This is a genomic window from Parasediminibacterium paludis (genome assembly GCF_042651445.1).
GTDB classification, from domain to species: Bacteria; Bacteroidota; Bacteroidia; order Chitinophagales; family Chitinophagaceae; genus Parasediminibacterium; species Parasediminibacterium paludis.
Map to the genome: position 1 here is coordinate 269042 of NZ_JBHSDC010000012.1, position 15529 is coordinate 284570.

Below are 15529 nucleotides of genomic sequence, written 5' to 3' on the forward strand. Positions count from 1 at the left end.
ATACCACTGATTAAAATGATAGGAATGATTTACATGATTATTCTAGTAAAAGCGCATTTAGAAAAACAACTAAGCCATTAGTAAAAAAATAGCTAACCGCTTATGAATATCAACAGTTTCTTTTTTCCATTGGGCAACGGTTTTGGTTTTTATCCATTCTGATGGCGCTGTAATATCTACCGCTATGCATAGCTGTGTCGTGTCTTTGCAAGCAGCTAATAGTTCTTTAATTAACTGATTGTTACGGTAGGGCGTTTCTATAAAAATTTGAGTACAATTATTTTTAGCTGAATAATTTTCTAGGTTTTTAATGGCATTTTTTCTATCCAAATTATCTATGGGTAAATAGCCGTTAAACTGAAATTGTTGCCCATTCATTCCGCTAGCCATTAATGCCAGTAAAATAGAACTAGGACCTACCAATGGCTTTACCACCGCACCACTTTGCTGCGCCACGTTTACCAATATTTGCCCCGGATCGGCCACACCTGGGCAGCCCGCATCGCTAATAATGGCAATATTTTTGCCTTGTAATAATAATTGCTTAAATGCCTGCTGCACCTCAGTTTCTGCCTTGTGTATGGCAAACCATTGTTGGTCGTCTATTACCATTTCTCGCCATAGTTTTTTTAAATACCTGCGCGCCGCTTTCTCGTTTTCTACAAAAAAAACCGAGCAGTTTTTAACGGCATCTAGCAGATAAGCAGGCAATACCTCTAGCGCGTCTTCGTGCAAAAAAGTTGGTATTAAATAAACAGTTCCTAAAGCCATTTTTTAATTTTTATTTACACGTGCCGATAGCTATCGGCACGAAATGATTCTACGAATTACATGAATGTTTGGCAACAAATGCGACAATTTTTGTGATAGCGGATTTGAAATCTTAATTATCTAGCAATCAAGATGCACTGCACTAATCTTGAATAGCATGTTTTAAGTTGTGTAAGGAAGACATTAGAGCCGTAAAAAGTGTATAACAACAGATAAACAACTTGAATAAGCAAACCAGCTCTAAAATAAATTGGCTGTTTCAAGTAGTTGAAACAGCCAAAAATTAGCACTGCAATTAGTTTTATTGCTAATTATTTTTTACCAGTAAAAATACCTGCTATATTTTGTAGTAAGGTTTTTGCGCCAGTAGTTGCTTCGTCCATTTTTTCTGCAGCAATAGCTTTTGCTTCTTCAAATTTCTCGCTTGCTACTTCTTGTAAATGGGCAATATTCTCAGCAGCAGCTTCTTGAAGTTCTGTTGCTTTTTCTTTAGCTTCTTCAAATTTTTCTTCTGCTATGTCTTTTAAATCCGCAACTTTTTCTTTAGCAGTATCTATTATGCTATCTTGTGTTTCTGGCATTGGTACTGGTGTTTCGGGTGTGTTTTCTGTTTGCATGAGTTTATTTTTATTGTGGCAACAATGTACTCTTTAAAACTTAATAGCTAAATCAGCCAGCTAATAAATAACACAGATTTCATTTACTACACTACAAATGCACGAGTTGAAAATCTTAATTATTTAGCTTTCAAGGTGCTACATTAACAAATAGAACAGCGAGAAAGTGTTGAAATGCTTATTATTTCTTTATTTCTTTGGTTTACCAGCTCCACCACTTTTCAAATCTATAATTCTTCGGGTAATAAAGTAAGTGTCCAAGCCGTAAACTTGTGGTCAAGTACTATTATTGCTTAACACTCAGATGTTTCTTAATGACTAAAGCTACCGCAGAGGATTTTATTAGCCTTACATTTTTTCTGAAACCAATTTTTGTTGTCTCATTTTTCTTAAAATCACAATTGAAGTAATTAAAAAGATAATGAATGCAACTGAAGAAGCTATTTCTTTCCACAAAATATTTGTATCAAATGATTTAAACGCATTCGAAAATGTAAATACACACATGGCTAAGTTTAGCCAAAATGCAATTTGTAATTGTACCAATTTTTGATGGTTATTTTTAATGATGGTCATGATATTGGGTAATTGTATTTTTATGCATTACATGCTTATTTAGAATGAGCGCCTACCTCGCATCAAAACCGCAATTAGAATATTTAATAACGATTTAGTATTGGCTTCAGACTAGCTTTAATAATGCCATATTATCGGCTACCTATCAATTTGAGATATCTATCTCGCCAAAATTTTTCGTAATTAAAATCTGTCACACTAGTTTTATTTTTAGGAATAATATTTTCAATGGCGGTCTTATAGTTATTAGAGTATAGCTTTCCTCCTATAATATTTTGGTCATCATCATTTGGATTGTAGGAAATTTCTAGTGTTGCAATGTCAATTCTTTTCGCATCCTTTAAGATAAATAGATTAGAATAAGCAGGACTATGTATCAACTTACCAAATTGATTTTCATAAAATATATGTTTCGATGTATCAATAAGCGTCCAGTCTCTCTCAATAATACAATTAGCAGTGTCGCTAAACTCATTTTTAATTGGATTAAAAAAATGAACCTCACCATTCCATTTCCAATAAAAAATTAAATCCCTAAATCCATCACCATCTAAATCTAATGAAATATCGTAATCATTATGATTACCTAAATTTTCAAATTCCATTGTTTCAAACCAGTGTCCGTTTTGATACTTTTCAACAGTGCCGTCAAACAATGTGTCTTGATGAATGATTCTAAATTTATGATTATTGATAGTAAAAGTGTCAATATAACCTTGAGCCCCTGAGTGGTCCATAGATGTGTCAAAATATGGCAAGTTTAAGTACTGGCAAGTATCAATTGGATTTTTTACAAATGTATTATTTAAACTAGATTCTACAGTTTTTGAAACTGCTGTGTCATTTTTTAGTCTATAAGTTTTCGTTCTTATATCCTTAGCTTTAGTTTTTCTACCACATGATACAAGAACTAAGAAAACCAACAATAATAAATTTCTTATTGCCATAGGGTTTTATTTACATTTAAGCTATTAAAAAATGCACTAACAAACCAAATATATATCATATAACACAAGTGTTTAAACAGTGGTATTGTTATTTTTTCTTCACTTCCTCTGCTTGACCACAACCCTCTTTAAATCTATAATTCTCCAGGTAATAAAGTAAGTGTCCTTGCTGTAGTAATTGTCCTAGAGTACCACTAGTACTTAAGGCAAAGATATTTTGTAAAGATTAGCGCTATCATCTCATAAAAGAAACTTGTCACATTTTGAATAACAATTTTCAAAATGAGTCAAGACAAAGTGATAAAAGATTACGGCGACCAACTTCAACTTTGCTGCGACCAGCTTCAACTTTGCAGCGATTAACTTCAACTTTGCAGCGACCGATTGTAAAAGTACGGTGACCAACTGCAAAAGTGGAGTGACAACTTACAAAAGTGCAGCACGCAACTATTAAAGTGCGGTAACGGAAGTATCCCATTAAGTGTCTAAGTCCTAAACTTGGGTAAGCATGAAGAAAAATGAGAATACACTTTAGAAATTTTGCCTTACGAATTGTTTTGAGTGCCAATCAAAGGCGAGAAGGTTTATCTTTAGCTGATAGTTTTTGGTGCGTTGCCCAATTGGTTGATTTGTGGAACACTTCTACGCTACGATAAAGCCCCACAGCGAACAGTACGTACAAGTGAGTGACACAACCGAAGCTACATAGTACTACTTCGGCTGGTTAACATAAACCACTTGCTTTTCTTTTACAGCAATAATGCTTAACGTAGCGGCTATTACCGAATAGGCTGGCGCCAACACCCAACCAATAAATGGCACAAAATGCATCATGTAAAATACCAAGCCATTGCCGATGGCTAGGCCTTTGTGTGAGCCCACGTAGGCAATGCTTTCGGCGGCTGATTTTTTGTTGCGCTCCATGCTATAATCTAGCATTGAGAAACCGTAGTAATAGCACTCTACCAATAGCGCCATTACCGGCATTAGCCAGCCAGCAACGGGTATAATGCTAACAATTAAAATAGAAAAACTGTACACCGTTTGCCACAAGGCGTTTCGGCCAGCAATGCGTATACCACGAATGATGTCTTGCGTGAGTTGTAAAAAACTAAATGGGTAAGATTTACCTTCTAAAATGGCTTCGGTTTTTTCGCTTAAAAAAGCAAATACTGGCGAGCCTACAATGAGAAACAAATACTTGAACAATGAGAAATAAAACAACATCATGGCTACCCATAAAATAAGGCTGCCAAGGGTAAACAGAAAGCCAAGAAAGCCACTGTTAATTTTATCGAGCCATACTTTAAGGCCTGTTTTTAGGCTTAAAAATTCGATAAAATTGTTGCTGGTTTTACCAAAATAATACATGCTTACCATGAACAAAATGGTATAAATAATGCCCGGAATTAAAATCCATTTCCAGAGTTTATGTTTTTGTATAAATTGATGTGCCTTAAAATAGGCTTGTATAGCAATGATAATTTCTTTGAGCACTTGTTGGGGGTATTTAGCAAGCGCAAGTTACTGTATTAGCAGCATAAGATGGCTTGTATGTTACTTCATCAACAATAGCAGTTTATAGGTTGTTTGCAAATAAGGATCGGCTAGTAAATAGTCTTTCCAACCGTCATTCATGGTTTTTTGATTGCTATCAGCATCTAAACGCTTGGTTTCAAAACTATGGTTAACGATAGTGAAAGGCGCTTTTGTGCTGTCTTTTTTAGACATTTCGTCTTCCTCATCGTCATCATCAAGGTTGGCATTGTTTTTACGCTGTTGAATTGCATCTGCTAGTAACAATGATTGGTCTTTAGGTTGCTTATTGGCTTCAATTTTTTGCCTGCGGCTAATGATATCTGCAAAGGCTTTTGAGTTAGCCACCTCAGTAGCTGCGGCCGCTTTTAATGCAGCAATGTTAAGCGGTGCATTGGGCTTATAATATTTATTGGCATCAATGGGCTGCACAATTAATGCTTGCTTTTCATCGGCTTCTCTTTTGGCTCTGGCGCTCAATACATCCGGCAATAGTACATCGGGGATGACACCTGTGGCTTGTGCAGTAGTACCATTTACACGGTACAGCCTGTTCATGGTAAGTTTTATGTAACTATCAGCGCGTTTGTTTCTGTTACTTTCTTCAAGGTTAATCGTCGTATCCATCGGCAATACCGCCTGTGCAGTGGCTTTGCCAAATGTGGGCGCACCAACAATAACCGCCCTATTATAGTCTTGCAAAGTACCTGCTAGCATTTCAGAAGCAGAAGCGCTATAACCATTTACCATAATAGCCAAAGGTCCGTCGAAAATAGTACCACGGTTCATGTCTTTAAGCGTATATATTTTACCCGCTTTATCTTTCATTTGCCCCACAGGACCCGCATCTATAAAAATACCAGCAAGGTCTACAGCTTCTTGCAAAGAGCCACCACCATTGTAGCGCACATCAATAATTAAGCCCTGAATATTTTCTTTTTTAAGCTTTAGAATTTCTTTGGCTACATCATTGGCGCAGCCTTTAACACCATTAGTTTGGTATTCCCAATCTTCATAAAAAGCAGGTAGCGAAATATAGCCAATTGATTTCTCGCCTTTTAAAATAAAGCTCTTCACTTTGTCGTCTTCTTCACCATTATCTATCACTTGTCTTTGTAGTGTTACTTGCCTTGTACTACCATCGGCTTTCTTAACAGTTAAGGTCATATTGTCTTGCGAATGATTGTCGAACAAATCATTCACAAATGCCGCATCTTTATCCGATACATCTACTTTTTCCTGCCCTTCCCATTGTACACCTGTAATCTTATCACCTTTGTTTAATTGCCCACTTTTATAGGCAGAACTACCAGGCGCTAGATCAGCAATAATGGCTTTGCCATCTTCATCTTCGTTTAACGCAAAGCCAAAGCGGGAAGGCTTTTTACCCAACTCACTTTCAAAGTCGGCCTTGGCATCTAGTGAAAAATATGCTGAGTGCGGATCGTAACATTCAGCAATGGCTTCGCAGTAACTATTGCCTATTTCTATATCAATATCATTGGGGTGCAGTAGTAACTTATTTATGGGGCGCTTCACAGCCGTTTGCACCTTGTGGCGCAAAATTGGTTCTATACTATCGGTAAACTTTTTTTGGTTAAGCGTAGGTTTTGCGTTGGCTAAATAAGAAGCGATATTTTGTACTACAGCAAGCTTCATCAGCTTGTAAATTTTTAATCGCTGCGCCGCAGTATTGCTAGCATATGTGGTATCTTCTACCACCGTTAATTGCTCCTTTAGATTGACATTAAAAGGTTGCTTACAAATATTATCTACCATGGTATCTACTTGCTGAATGCGCTGTTTATAAAGCGATGTAAGCAATTGTAAAAAACTAGCTTGCTTGGCTTTTACCAAATCATCTAACTGAAACTGATATTTACTTAATGCGGCAATGTCTTGTTGGGTAAAATAGATTTTTTCATCGTCTAATTTCTGTAGTAATAATGCAAACATGCTAGCAGAAAAAGCATCGTCAAGTGGCTTTGGCTGCACATGAAATTTCTCTGCCATTCTTGTAACTATGTAGGCATCATTCACCGCTTTTTGTAAAGGCGTTTGTACTTGTGCAGATACAGTATAAATACCGAAACATACCAGAAAAAAGCTTAGAAATAGTCTCATAAAAAGTAGATAGTAATGGTGTAATAAATTTAAAAAGAAAGCAACTTATCAATGCTTTCTTTGAGCCTTGCTTTGGCTAAAAAATTTTGTTCTAATGGTGTGCTAAATGGTATGGGTGTATCGAGGCTTGCGCAGCGCACAATAGGTGCATCAAGCATTGTAAAACAATGTTCACTTATCCAAGCACTTATCTCGCCAGCAATACCGCCAATCAAGGTGTCTTCGTGCAGTAATAGTACTTTACCAGTTTGCGCTACTGCTGCTTTAATAGCATCGTAATCTAATGGTAGCAAGCTACGTAAGTCCAATATATGTAAGCTAATAGCAGGATGTTGCTGTTGAAAATCAGCAGCCCAAATGACACCGGCACCGTATGTAATCACGGTTATGTCATCGCCTGATTTTACTAAGTTGGCTTTGCCAATTGGTACTTCGTAATAAGCCTCAGGCACTTGGTCTGAAACACTTCTATAGAGTGCTTTGTGTTCAAAAAACAATACCGGATTAGGATCATTTATTGCAGCAATTAATAAGCCCTTTGCATCAAATGCATTGGAAGGATACACGACTTTTAAGCCAGGCACATGTGTAAACCAAGCTTCATTGGTTTGGCTATGAAAAGGCCCTGCACCCACGCCTGCGCCTGTAGGCATACGTATTACCACGTCGGCATGTTGCCCCCAACGGTAATGTATTTTAGCAAGGTTGTTGACTATTTGGTTAAACCCTACCGATACAAAATCGGCAAACTGCATTTCCACCACACTTTTAATACCTTCTAAACACAAGCCTAAAGCCGCACCAATGACGGCACTTTCACACAAAGGTGTGTTGCGAATACGTTGCTTGCCAAATACCTCTACAAAGCCTTCCGTTACTTTAAATACGCCACCGTATTCGGCAATATCTTGCCCCATTAAAACTAGGTTTCTATATTTCTGTAACGATTGAAATAAGCCTTGCTTTATCGCATCTACAAATCGTAGTTCTGTTGTAGTTACTTGCGTATTTATTTTAGTAAAATCTTGTAGGTTTTGATAGTTTTTTACCGTCTTCAACCAGCTATAAGTAGCTATTCTATCAGCATATACATCTCGCAGTTCTGCGTTTGTATCTACCACTGTAGGCACCATATTTTCAGCCAATTTTAGTTCACTATCAATGTAGGCTTTTGCAGCATGTTTAATGTCTGCAATTTCCATCTCAGTAATGGCTTCTTCAGCAATTAAAAACTGTTCAAAATTTTTAATCGGGTCTTTTTTGCTCCATTGTTCTAGTAGTTCTTGTGGCACGTATTTTACACCGCTTGCTTCTTCGTGGCCACGCATTCTAAAGGTTTCGCACTCTATAATATAGGGCTTTTGTTTGCGAATACAATAGTCTCTTGCGGCCTTTACCGTATCGTACACTTGTACAATATTATTCCCGTTAATATTTGCCCCCATTATGCCATAACCGTTGGCTTTATCTACCAATCTTTCGCAACGATATTGTTCGTTAGCAGGTGTACTTAAACCATAGCCATTATTTTCAATAATAAAAATGATGGGTAAATCCCACACTGCGGCAAGGTTAAGTGCTTCGTGAAAGTCGCCTTCACTTGTACCGCCATCGCCTGTAAATGCTAGCGCAATTTTTTGTTGTTGCTTTAAATGATAGGCCAAAGCCACACCATCAGCCACTGCCATTTGTGGACCAAGGTGCGAAATCATCCCACAAATATGATGTGCTTTATTACCAAAATGAAAGCTACGTTCGCGCCCTTTGCTATAGCCATCTTGGTGGCCCTGCCATTGCTTAAATAATTGGTGCAAAGGCATTTGCCTTGTGGTAAACACGCCAAGATTTCGATGCAAAGGCATGATCCATTCATCATCTTGCATGGCCAATGTAGCACCCACGCTTATGGCTTCTTGCCCTATACCACTAAACCACTTGCTTATTTTACCTTGCCTTAATAGTACCAGCATTTTTTCCTCTATCATACGAGGTAGTACTAGGTGTTTATAAAGGTTTACAAGTTCATCGTTGTAAAAGCCAAGACGGTTGATGTACATAGCGTTTGGATGCTTTTATATATTGAGGGTAAGATAATAGAATTTTGTGTTACGCTTACTAGCCTTCCAAAATTTCTCAATAATTTGTCATAAAAAAAGCCAGATTAAGGCTTTAATCTGGCTTTGAAAATTTATTATGTGCAATTAAATTAGTTTCTTTTTGCGAAGCGACTTAATAACTTCAAAATTTCGATGTACAACCACACGATGGTAACCATCAATCCGAATGCGCCGTACCATTCCATGTATTTAGGAGCACCTTGTTCAGCACCTTGTTCTATCATATCAAAGTCTAGAATTAAATTCAAAGCAGCAATTGCAACTACAAATAAGCTAATACCAACCCCTAACAAACTACCATCATACATAAAAGGAATGGTAATATTAAATAAACGTAACAACATGGTTAAGCCATAAAATATAGCAATACCAAGCGTTGCTGCGATAATAACACTCTTAAACTTCTCAGTAGCTTTAATGACCCTGAAATTATAAAGTAAAAACATAGCAATAGCAACACCAAATGTTAAACCAACCGCTTGTAATACCAATCCAGGATAGGTTTTAGAAAATGTCTCATTAAAAATAGCAGAAATGCCTCCAATAAATAGACCTTCTAATACAGCATACAATGGTGCAATATATTGTGCCCAATTATTCTTAAAAATAATCGCAAAAGCGCAAATCATACCCCCAAATGCACCTATCATGGTAAAAGTGTACATTTCATTTTGTCTCAATGATTCGTTTAAATGCCAAGTGTATGAAGCACCGCCGATAATCATTAATAATAAAAAGCCAAACTTATTGATCGTACCACGAACGCTCATAGTGCCTTGCATGGCTGCTTCGTGTGCGTAGCTTTTATCGAAAATTTTTTGTGTTAATGTAGGATTACCTGATTTAAAAAGTTCCATAGTAGTGTGTTTTTTATACAATCAATATTACAAATTTATAGCCAATAGTACTTAATATGCCAATTTTACATTGTTAAAGTATCACTTCAAACCTGGATAATGGTCTATTGTTTCAAACACATTCTTTGGGTTTTGCTTTAATATAGTGATGAATTTGGCTAAGCTATCGGTATAGCTAGGGTTTCTAAACATTCTATCATGCGATAAAATAACCACATGATTTTTGGCAAATAAGCGCCTAGGCTTTGCCAAGGCACTGTCTACAATATCTACCATTCGTTGCGGCTTTTGTACTGGATTTTCTGTTTTGTGATTAAAGCTCCATTCTACATCCCATCCTATTACATTATAGCCGGTACTATTAAGTAAAATGCAAGTGCTATCAACCAGATGCGATGCTTTGATGGTATCTTTTAGTACCCATGCACTGTTGCCTGGCAAGCGAATAATTTTATAAGGTACGTTTAATGATTTTTGCGCAGCGTAGAAATCTTCGGCAGCCATTTCAGGGTGATGGTAAAAATATTTGTAATGCCCACTTGCATGAGTGGTGCTATGATTGCACAAAAGAAAATTAGGATAAGCCTCTCTAATTCCAGCTACAATGGCTTTTGTTTTGGGGCTGCTTGCATGCTCGCCTACCATAAAAAATGTTGCTTTCACACCTAACTGCTTACACAAATCGAAGCAAGCTTGCGTTCCATTTTGTGGCCCATCGTCAAATGTAAGATAGATGTAATTTTTAGTACTGTCGTATACAAATGCCTTCCTCGCAAATTTATCAATAGGTACAGACGCTTTTTTTGGCTTTTTATCGTCATTTGCTACAGCAGAAAATGATGCATTCTGACAACTCATCACCCAACTTGCGAATAATAAAATGCTTGTAGCATACAATTTTATAGTACCCATTTTGTTAACCTTAGTTTGCAAATATATGCTATCTATTATGGTAATTGTTTAATGATTATGTACCTTAACAAGCATTTAATTTGTCGTAAGTGGAAAATTGCTTTTATAACATTGCAGCAACTATTAACTTCGCAACTTATTTAAAAGTAGACTTTTTTAATCGGTCATGCTTGATACATGAACCTCATATTTTTAGGATGAACACACACGAAGAAGTTGTACAAGACGTTGTAATAAAATTTGCAGGCGATAGTGGCGACGGAATGCAGTTAACGGGTCAGCAATTCACCAACAATACTGCTTTGTTAGGGATTGATTTGGCTACATTTCCAGATTTTCCTGCCGAAATACGTGCCCCAATAGGTACTGTGCCAGGCGTGAGTGGTTTTCAAGTGCATTTTTCTAGTAATCAAGTATTTACACCTGGCGATATTTGCGATGTTTTGGTGATAATGAATGCTGCCGCGCTAAAGGTAAATTTAAAAAGCTTAAAACCTGGGGGTAGAATTATTGCCAATATCGAAGGTTTTGATAATAAAAACTTACGCTTAGCCAATTATCCAGAAGGTGTAAATCCGCTTGAAGATGGCAGCTTAGATAGTTATGAATTAATAAAAATTGATGTTACCAAGTTAACCCGTGAAGCGTTAAAAGACTTTACCGATTTAGGCACAAAAGAGCGTGACCGTGCTAAAAATATGTTCGTGCTTGGTTTTATCTATTGGATGTATAATAGAAAATTAGATAATACCATTGATTTTCTTGAAGAAAAATTTGGGAAAAAAGAAACCATTTTACAAAGTAATATTAAGGTATTACAAGCTGGTTATAACTATGGCGATACCACAGAAGCTTTTACTACAAGATACACTGTAGAAAAAGCCAAAATGAAACCAGGTTTATATCGGAGCATTATGGGTAACCAAGCTTTATCGTATGGCTTAATTGCCGCTACCGAAAAAAGTGGTTTACCAATGTTTTTAGGCACCTATCCTATTACACCTGCTTCTGATATTTTACACGAATTAAGTAAATACAAAAGCTTTGGTATTCGTACGTTTCAGGCTGAAGACGAAATAGCAGGTATTACATCGGCCATCGGTGCTAGCTATGGAGGCAGTATTGGTGTAACCACTACAAGCGGGCCAGGTATGGCATTAAAAACCGAAGCAATGGGACTTGCGGTAATGCTTGAAATTCCATTAGTAATTATAAATATTCAACGCGGCGGTCCTTCTACTGGCCTACCTACCAAAACCGAGCAAAGCGATTTAATGCAAGCTTATTATGGTAGAAATGGTGAATGTCCGATGCCTATTATTGCTTCAGCCACACCAAGCGATTGCTTTGATGTAGCGTTTGAAGCAGTGCGCATTGCCTTGCAACACATGACACCAGTGATTTTATTAAGCGATGGCTATATAGCCAATGGTGCAGAACCTTGGCGTTTCCCGCAATCTGCTGATTTGCCCAATATTGCAATAAGTTTTAAAACTACGCTTAGCGAAGGCGAAAACAAATTTTTACCATACAAAAGAGATGAGAAATTTGTACGCCCTTGGGCGGTGCCGGGAACGGCTGGTTTTGAACACCGCATCGGTGGATTAGAAAAACAAGATATAACTGGTAATATTAGCTATGACGCTGATAATCATCAACACATGGTGAAGATTCGTCAGGCTAAAGTAGATGCAATTGCCAACTTCATCCCTGAACAAAAAATAGAGTGCGGTCCTGAAAAAGGAAAGGTCTTGATTTTAGGCTGGGGTAGCACATTTGGCGCTATTAAAAGTGCCGTGCTAGATTTGAATGCGATGGGGCATACGGTAAGCCATGCACATATTCGTTACATGCGTCCATTTCCTAAAAACTTAGGCGATATTATAAAGAATTTCGACCATGTATTAATTCCCGAAATTAATAATGGGCAGCTGGTAAAAATTATTCGCGACCAATATTTAGTTGATGCAAAAGCCTATAACAAAATAATGGGTATACCCATTACCAAAGGCGAGTTAATAGAAAAAGTATTGAAAATGATTTAAGTGGCAATGATGCGCAAATTATCTGTCACTGTCGCCATACTGTTTAAACAGTTGGTGTAACTAGGGGCAACTTTATATTATATTATTTAGTAAAGCTCAAAATTTTGGAAGGCATTACCTAAAAGGTAGCGCCTTTTTATTTTAGTGAATTTTCAAAGGTATTTGTTGTAGATACTTAATTTGCTGCATCTCTACGCTGTCCATTTTGCTGCTATAAATAGCTGCAAATGTGGCATATCTTCTAGGGTCATTATCTGCAAGACTATTTCTAAATCCATGATCACCAGAAATAATAACAATTTTATCTCGCCAGTTTGGAATAGTCTCTAACATCGCCAAAGCTACATTATCGCAGTATTTAAGATACCCTACATAATATTGATTAACTATATCATTTGGTAAATTAACTGAATTGACTATTTCAGGCGGATTATCAAGCCCATTTTCATTTTTTAAAAACGGATAATGTGGCATTAATAAATGTACCCATGTAAATTTGGGTTGCGCTTCTCTTGTATTGATATCTTTTTTAAATTTCTGCAAAATATGATCATTATATATTCTACAATTAGCATTTATATGCGCCTGAACGGGATTGAATTTAACAAAAATATCCTGAAATGTGGTAGCATCAAATATTTGTTCGTAATAGGTATTGTAAAATATATTCAAAGAATCAGATTTTGGCTCGTCTCCAATATCAAAAAAATCTAAATTATCGATTTTATATCCTAATTTTTTTAATTGATATATCCATTTGCTCTCTTTTAAGAAATCGAATAAACTCATATGAGACTCGGGTATAGCTTTGTCATCCAAATTAAAAATGGCATTTATCGAATAGATGGTCGCGTCCATTGTTGAGGGCAAGGAATCAAATACATAAAAGCCCTTACGGGATAAAGAATCGGCTAAAAATTCATGGGTATGTAAATCATTGCGAAGAAACGAAGGGCTTGCATGTTCATCTAGTAAAATCCAAACAATGTCTTTATTTCCCAGATTATTGATGGCTGGTAAAGATTTATTTTCATAAACATGCAAATGATTTCTATACCACACATAATCTACAATACCGCTCGATATAGAAATAAAAATAAATGCAATAATGAATACATTTATCATCTTATTTATTAATTGCCATTCAAGGTTTAATCTTTTTTTGATTACAAAAAATATAAGTAGCAACCCCAAAAGCAGAAATAACAGAAATCTAAATTGCAATACGAAAAATGTTTTATCAAAGAAAACTTTAAGCATTTCGCCCCAAAATAATACCAACCAAATATAAAATAGGGAAAATATAGCATAAGATAGCCTCATCCATTTCATTTTCCTAACAAAGAAAATAGTTATATAATTAATTGCACAAAACGTAACCAATAGGGATAAAAACTGCCATCCATCAAACGAAGGTAAAAAACGTGCAGTTCTATTAACTAAAAATGCAATGCCGATAGTATATAAATAGATTTGCTTTTGCAAAAAAGTGGCTATTTCTTTTGCCATAAAAATAATTTTCGTTCAGAGTCTTCGCATTGGTGGACTTCTATTAAAGAAAAATACTCACTAAAACAATTGATAAAATGATTTTCGCTATAGTTAGAAAAAAAATCTTCTTTAGAACGTAACAGTTGTTTTACCTTATTATCAGATTTAGGCACAAACTCAGTAATTACATAATTTGTAGTTAATTTATTGGCAAGGCTTGCTATTAGCGGCAGGGGCACATTTTTCGCAATAGCTATGTGATGTATTACCGCTAGAAATAGTATCATTTCGCCAGATAATCTTTCTAAAAGTGGTATTTTCTCGGTATTATCCCAACCTAAACCGGGTGTTGGTTCAGTAATGTCAGCTACAAAAGTGGTTATATTATCTTGCTTTTGAGAGATGATATCTGCAATACATGCAATATCACTTTCAACCGCCGCAACATGATTGCAATATTCTGAGGCAATAGTAGAGAAACGACCCGTATTTGCCCCAAAATCTACTACTGAGCTGGGTTTTAAAAGTTGCAACCATCCACGTATAACATTTTCTTTATTTTGCAAATAAGTAAAACTTTCAATATTTTCGCTATAATAATTATCCCAAATACTATGTTCTTGTATTGGCTTTTGCCATGCAGCAACATTTTTATCGATTGTATTAAATAGATTAAGTAATTTCTCAGTATTAAAATAAGACACAGCCTTATTACCCGATTTATTAGATACAAATTTTGAATGTAAATGAATATGTAACAAACAAGTACTATTGAACCATGTTTTAAGCGGTAATTGCTTACTCACAAATGACAATTGAAAGCCACTTACAGAAGAAAATGAGAGTTTGGCCCAATAAGCACTTTTAAAATAGATTAATGCCATTGGTGCCAACACTTCTTCACAAAACTGACGATAAGCAAACCAAGGCTCGCCATTATTGTAAAAACGAAAAGATATGGTATCTAGCAGTAAACATTTACCTTCTACAAAAGCAAAATTGTAGGGACTAGCATCTTTTAAAATCATACCATGTTGCAGAGCAATGCTATTGATTGTGAGCAAAGTATGCAACATTTCTTGCCACTGAACGAATGTCCACTCAGGCGGATAGCTTAGAAAATAAAGCTGCTTTGGAAGAATCACTTTGTAAAAATCATCAGTATTTTCAACTTCTGAATGCTCAATAAGCAGTTTCTCGTTAATAAGCTTTTGGTATAAACCCGAGTTTATTAAGTGAAGATATTCGTTGGCGTATGAATGATTTATATATCTATAAAATATACCGTCTTTTTTTCTTACGAAACCAGCTGGATCTTTATAGGAAATTGCTTGATTACTATAATCGCTAGGCATTATACGTCTTTACCTTTATTAAATTTTTGTTTAAAAAAAACTTTAATTCTACCTGAGAAAACAGAAATAGTAACCAATGCAGATAGCAGTCCTTGATAAATTAAACTACCTGTTCCCGGATCAACGTATAATAGGCAATGTGGCATATAAAATAAGTATAAAGTTTAAAGTTAGACTGATA

General features: G+C 36.0%; 12 protein-coding genes. 1 reads left to right on the forward strand and 11 read right to left on the reverse strand.

Annotated features, from left to right (window positions below):
- Positions 1 to 69: 69 nt before the first annotated feature.
- The 9 genes from ACFOW1_RS07970 to ACFOW1_RS08010 form a co-directional block, all read right to left on the reverse strand.
- Positions 70 to 771 (reverse strand): SAM-dependent methyltransferase, encoded by a 702-nt coding sequence (locus ACFOW1_RS07970; RefSeq protein WP_379013427.1) that lies wholly within the window; start codon positions 769 to 771, stop codon positions 70 to 72.
- A gap of 311 nt (positions 772 to 1082) precedes the next feature.
- Positions 1083 to 1388, reverse strand: a complete 306-nt coding sequence (locus tag ACFOW1_RS07975) for a hypothetical protein (protein WP_379013429.1) — start codon at positions 1386 to 1388, stop codon at positions 1083 to 1085.
- Positions 1389 to 1736: 348 nt separating this feature from the next.
- Complete coding sequence (locus ACFOW1_RS07980; RefSeq protein WP_379013430.1) at positions 1737 to 1964, reverse strand: hypothetical protein; 228 nt, start codon at positions 1962 to 1964, stop codon at positions 1737 to 1739.
- Positions 1965 to 2095: 131 nt separating this feature from the next.
- Positions 2096 to 2911 (reverse strand): hypothetical protein, encoded by an 816-nt coding sequence (locus ACFOW1_RS07985; protein ID WP_379013432.1) that lies wholly within the window; start codon positions 2909 to 2911, stop codon positions 2096 to 2098.
- A 711-nt stretch (positions 2912 to 3622) separates the two neighbouring features.
- Complete coding sequence (locus tag ACFOW1_RS07990) at positions 3623 to 4408, reverse strand: EI24 domain-containing protein (protein ID WP_379013433.1); 786 nt, start codon at positions 4406 to 4408, stop codon at positions 3623 to 3625.
- A gap of 60 nt (positions 4409 to 4468) precedes the next feature.
- A complete protein-coding gene (locus tag ACFOW1_RS07995; RefSeq protein WP_379013435.1) occupies positions 4469 to 6571 on the reverse strand; it encodes a S41 family peptidase in 2103 nt (700 codons plus the stop codon).
- A gap of 29 nt (positions 6572 to 6600) precedes the next feature.
- On the reverse strand, positions 6601 to 8628 hold the full coding sequence (locus ACFOW1_RS08000; protein WP_379013436.1) for an alpha-ketoacid dehydrogenase subunit alpha/beta: 2028 nt from the start codon (positions 8626 to 8628) through the stop codon (positions 6601 to 6603).
- Positions 8629 to 8777: 149 nt separating this feature from the next.
- Positions 8778 to 9545: a Bax inhibitor-1/YccA family protein gene (locus ACFOW1_RS08005; protein ID WP_379013438.1), complete on the reverse strand. Its 768-nt coding sequence runs from the start codon at positions 9543 to 9545 to the stop codon at positions 8778 to 8780.
- A gap of 81 nt (positions 9546 to 9626) precedes the next feature.
- Positions 9627 to 10457, reverse strand: a complete 831-nt coding sequence (locus ACFOW1_RS08010; RefSeq protein WP_379013439.1) for a polysaccharide deacetylase family protein — start codon at positions 10455 to 10457, stop codon at positions 9627 to 9629.
- A gap of 197 nt (positions 10458 to 10654) precedes the next feature.
- Here ACFOW1_RS08010 and ACFOW1_RS08015 point away from each other — a divergent pair, with 197 nt between their 5' ends.
- Positions 10655 to 12502: a 2-oxoacid:acceptor oxidoreductase subunit alpha gene (locus ACFOW1_RS08015; RefSeq protein ID WP_379013441.1), complete on the forward strand. Its 1848-nt coding sequence runs from the start codon at positions 10655 to 10657 to the stop codon at positions 12500 to 12502.
- Positions 12503 to 12643: 141 nt separating this feature from the next.
- Here ACFOW1_RS08015 and ACFOW1_RS08020 read toward each other — a convergent pair whose 3' ends face one another.
- Together ACFOW1_RS08020 and ACFOW1_RS08025 are read right to left on the reverse strand one after the other, a co-directional pair.
- Positions 12644 to 14011, reverse strand: a complete 1368-nt coding sequence (locus ACFOW1_RS08020) for a hypothetical protein (RefSeq protein ID WP_379013442.1) — start codon at positions 14009 to 14011, stop codon at positions 12644 to 12646.
- Entirely contained in the window at positions 13996 to 15348 is a 1353-nt protein-coding gene (locus ACFOW1_RS08025; protein WP_379013443.1) for a hypothetical protein, read from the reverse strand. The genes ACFOW1_RS08020 and ACFOW1_RS08025 overlap by 16 nt, the downstream gene beginning before the upstream one ends.
- Between the last annotated feature and the right edge of the window lie 181 nt (positions 15349 to 15529).

Bases quoted from the DNA above. Each gene is read 5' to 3' on its own strand.
- ACFOW1_RS07980 (WP_379013430.1), bottom strand. From the start codon at position 1,964: ATGACCATCATTAAAAATAACCATCAAAAATTGGTACAATTACAAATT.
- ACFOW1_RS07985 (WP_379013432.1), bottom strand. From the start codon at position 2,911: ATGGCAATAAGAAATTTATTATTGTTGGTTTTCTTAGTTCTTGTATCA.
- ACFOW1_RS08020 (WP_379013442.1), bottom strand. From the start codon at position 14,011: ATGGCAAAAGAAATAGCCACTTTTTTGCAAAAGCAAATCTATTTATAT.
- ACFOW1_RS07995 (WP_379013435.1), bottom strand. From the start codon at position 6,571: ATGAGACTATTTCTAAGCTTTTTTCTGGTATGTTTCGGTATTTATACT.
- ACFOW1_RS08010 (WP_379013439.1), bottom strand. From the start codon at position 10,457: ATGGGTACTATAAAATTGTATGCTACAAGCATTTTATTATTCGCAAGT.
- ACFOW1_RS08000 (WP_379013436.1), bottom strand. From the start codon at position 8,628: ATGTACATCAACCGTCTTGGCTTTTACAACGATGAACTTGTAAACCTT.
- ACFOW1_RS08015 (WP_379013441.1), top strand. From the start codon at position 10,655: ATGAACACACACGAAGAAGTTGTACAAGACGTTGTAATAAAATTTGCA.
- ACFOW1_RS07975 (WP_379013429.1), bottom strand. From the start codon at position 1,388: ATGCAAACAGAAAACACACCCGAAACACCAGTACCAATGCCAGAAACA.
- ACFOW1_RS07970 (WP_379013427.1), bottom strand. From the start codon at position 771: ATGGCTTTAGGAACTGTTTATTTAATACCAACTTTTTTGCACGAAGAC.
- ACFOW1_RS08025 (WP_379013443.1), bottom strand. From the start codon at position 15,348: ATGCCTAGCGATTATAGTAATCAAGCAATTTCCTATAAAGATCCAGCT.
- ACFOW1_RS08005 (WP_379013438.1), bottom strand. From the start codon at position 9,545: ATGGAACTTTTTAAATCAGGTAATCCTACATTAACACAAAAAATTTTC.